We start from the raw sequence: 1997 nt of genomic DNA, 5'->3' as shown, positions 1-1997 counted from the left end.
ATACTTATGGCCAATAAACTCCTCAAATACAATAAGAGAACGACTCAAAATTAAAAAGCTAGAGTTCCGCTATTGGAAATCTCTAGCTTTTTTGTGGCTGTGAACTATTTTGTCTCAGGTTCTTTATAAATATGAATTATCTTTGTTTTGCTAATCTTAACTAATTGCTGGGCGGTTACGATTTATTCATTGTTTTTAAAAATGCCCAGTTACCAATTGATTTTGATCCGTATTCAAGCTCTATAAAATCTAGTAATTCATAATCGTTTTTTTCGTAGAATGAGGTATTTCTTGCTGTGCTGGTAATGAAACCTAAGTGTTTACAGCCTTTTGATTTGACATAGGGTTCAATTCCTTGTTTCAAAAATGTACTGCCTATTCCCTGTCCCTTACTTTCTATATTGACAGCTAAAGCCATCAAATACCAATCAAACTCTCCTGCTTGTTCTAAGTGCTTTTTGGAACGTTTTACAAAGTCAAAGTATTTAAAAAGATTTCGTGGTCGAATGTAGCGAAAAATGTTTGTTCCGCCATTTCGAAGATAGGATAGTATACAGAAATCCTTTTGTTGCAAAAGGGCGACTGCTAGTAATTCTCCATCTTGTTCCGCAACTAAACAGTTTCCTTTTTGAATATAGACTCTGGTAAGCATTGTTTGCATCGCTTCTACAAACGTAGAATAGGAATCAGGTTTCTTTAAATTATCAGTTATAATCGTTAAAAAGGGATAGTCAAGAAAAGACTTGGCTAATAGTTTTCCAATTTTTTCGTATTCTTCAAGTCTTGCCTCTCGATATATCATGTCTCCCATGCTTGTCTCCTTTGTTAGCCATAAAACCATGAATGATAGGATTTCAAGATAAAAAATGGAGATGATTTAAAAAGCAAGTTAGAACCCAACTCTGTGCTATAAGGTTCAATAGCTTTCAAATCTCTCCAAGATTTTATTTGGTCGGAATTGAAATTCCAATTAATTTTTCTGAATAGAGGGTTTTGATATTGGCCTCATCAATAGAGTCCTTATCAATTTTACGTTTCAAGAAAAATTCTTGAATAGCTTCGATTTCAGGTTCGCGGATAGCGCGGTGTTTGTTTGAGATGAGGATTTCATAGTGAAGCGGAGCTTGGGTAAAAATAACATCAGTATTTCCAGCAGAATAAACCTCAACAAGAGTTGCATCTGTACTTTCTAGCTGGCTTTTAACAAGTTGCGAGTGTGAGTTTGTCGTATTGATTAGCTTCATAACATTTCCTCCGATTTTCTAATTCTATTATAGCACTTTTTAAATAAAGTAGCTTGATTTAGTCAATCTTATGCTGTTTTTTCCAAGATTGGATGGCCCATTTATGGCTACCACGTTTGAGGTTTTCAATAGCCTCGTCAATAGGGAACCAGGCAATATGATTAAAGTCTTCTAGTGGTTTTTGAACTTCTTTGAAAGAGGTCGCTTCATAAAGGTAGGCAGGATTGTAGTAGTAGGTATCACGGTGACGAGAGTAGAAATATTCATCAGCTTGTCCATAATAGGTACCAATTTCAGCTGTGAATCCAAGTTCTTCAATCAACTCACGTTTTAGGGCCTCCTGATGATTTTCACCTGCTTCAATTTCGCCACCTGGTAAGAACCAAGCCCCATTAGGTGCTTGAACAAGAACAATTTGTTTTTGTTCAGCGTCAGGGATAACTGCATACACTCCATAGCGTGCAACATAGTCTGTATTCGCTTTTTTTTCTCCAAAAGTTGGGTTTGACATTGCATTTTCCTCATTATCTATTATCTTTATTATTATCTTAATGGACAAAGGCCGAGCTGTCAAGAATTTATAGTTATTTTAGTAAAAAGAGTCTGGGACAATAGTCCCTTATTTCCAAAAAAAGCAACGGATTTGCCGTTGCTTTTTTGCATGGTTACGATAGTCTTGGTAAAATAGAATTGCACAATAAACCATTTAGAAAGGCTATCCCATGCATATTCACTATAACACAAATCAAACAA

General features: G+C 35.5%; 4 protein-coding genes. All 4 read right to left on the bottom strand.

All coding sequences use genetic code 11. The features are described from left to right. Window positions 1-175: 175 nt before the first annotated feature. A complete protein-coding gene (locus QM409_RS10690) occupies window positions 176-811 on the bottom strand; it encodes a GNAT family N-acetyltransferase (protein ID WP_414305727.1) in 636 nt (211 codons plus the stop codon). Between the two features lie 133 nt (window positions 812-944). Continuing rightward, window positions 945-1244, bottom strand: coding sequence for a DUF1827 family protein (locus tag QM409_RS10685; protein ID WP_000767189.1), 300 nt, complete (start codon window positions 1242-1244; stop codon window positions 945-947). Between the two features lie 58 nt (window positions 1245-1302). Beyond that, window positions 1303-1755, bottom strand: coding sequence for an NUDIX hydrolase (locus tag QM409_RS10680; protein ID WP_261085964.1), 453 nt, complete (start codon window positions 1753-1755; stop codon window positions 1303-1305). A gap of 59 nt (window positions 1756-1814) precedes the next feature. Further along, window positions 1815-1997 (bottom strand): hypothetical protein (locus QM409_RS10675; protein WP_414305726.1); only part of this gene is annotated, 183 nt, incomplete at its 5' end.

This window comes from Streptococcus mitis (genome assembly GCF_047465045.1).
GTDB lineage: Bacteria > Bacillota > Bacilli > Lactobacillales > Streptococcaceae > Streptococcus > Streptococcus mitis_DT.
Note: the sequence above shows the minus strand (reverse complement) of the source record. Positions and strands in the feature narration are given on the sequence as shown.

Excerpts from the sequence above, each read along its gene's own strand:
- QM409_RS10685 (WP_000767189.1), bottom strand. The coding sequence starts at position 1,244 with ATGAAGCTAATCAATACGACAAACTCACACTCGCAACTTGTTAAAAGC.
- QM409_RS10680 (WP_261085964.1), bottom strand. The coding sequence starts at position 1,755 with ATGTCAAACCCAACTTTTGGAGAAAAAAAAGCGAATACAGACTATGTT.
- QM409_RS10690 (WP_414305727.1), bottom strand. The coding sequence starts at position 811 with ATGGGAGACATGATATATCGAGAGGCAAGACTTGAAGAATACGAAAAA.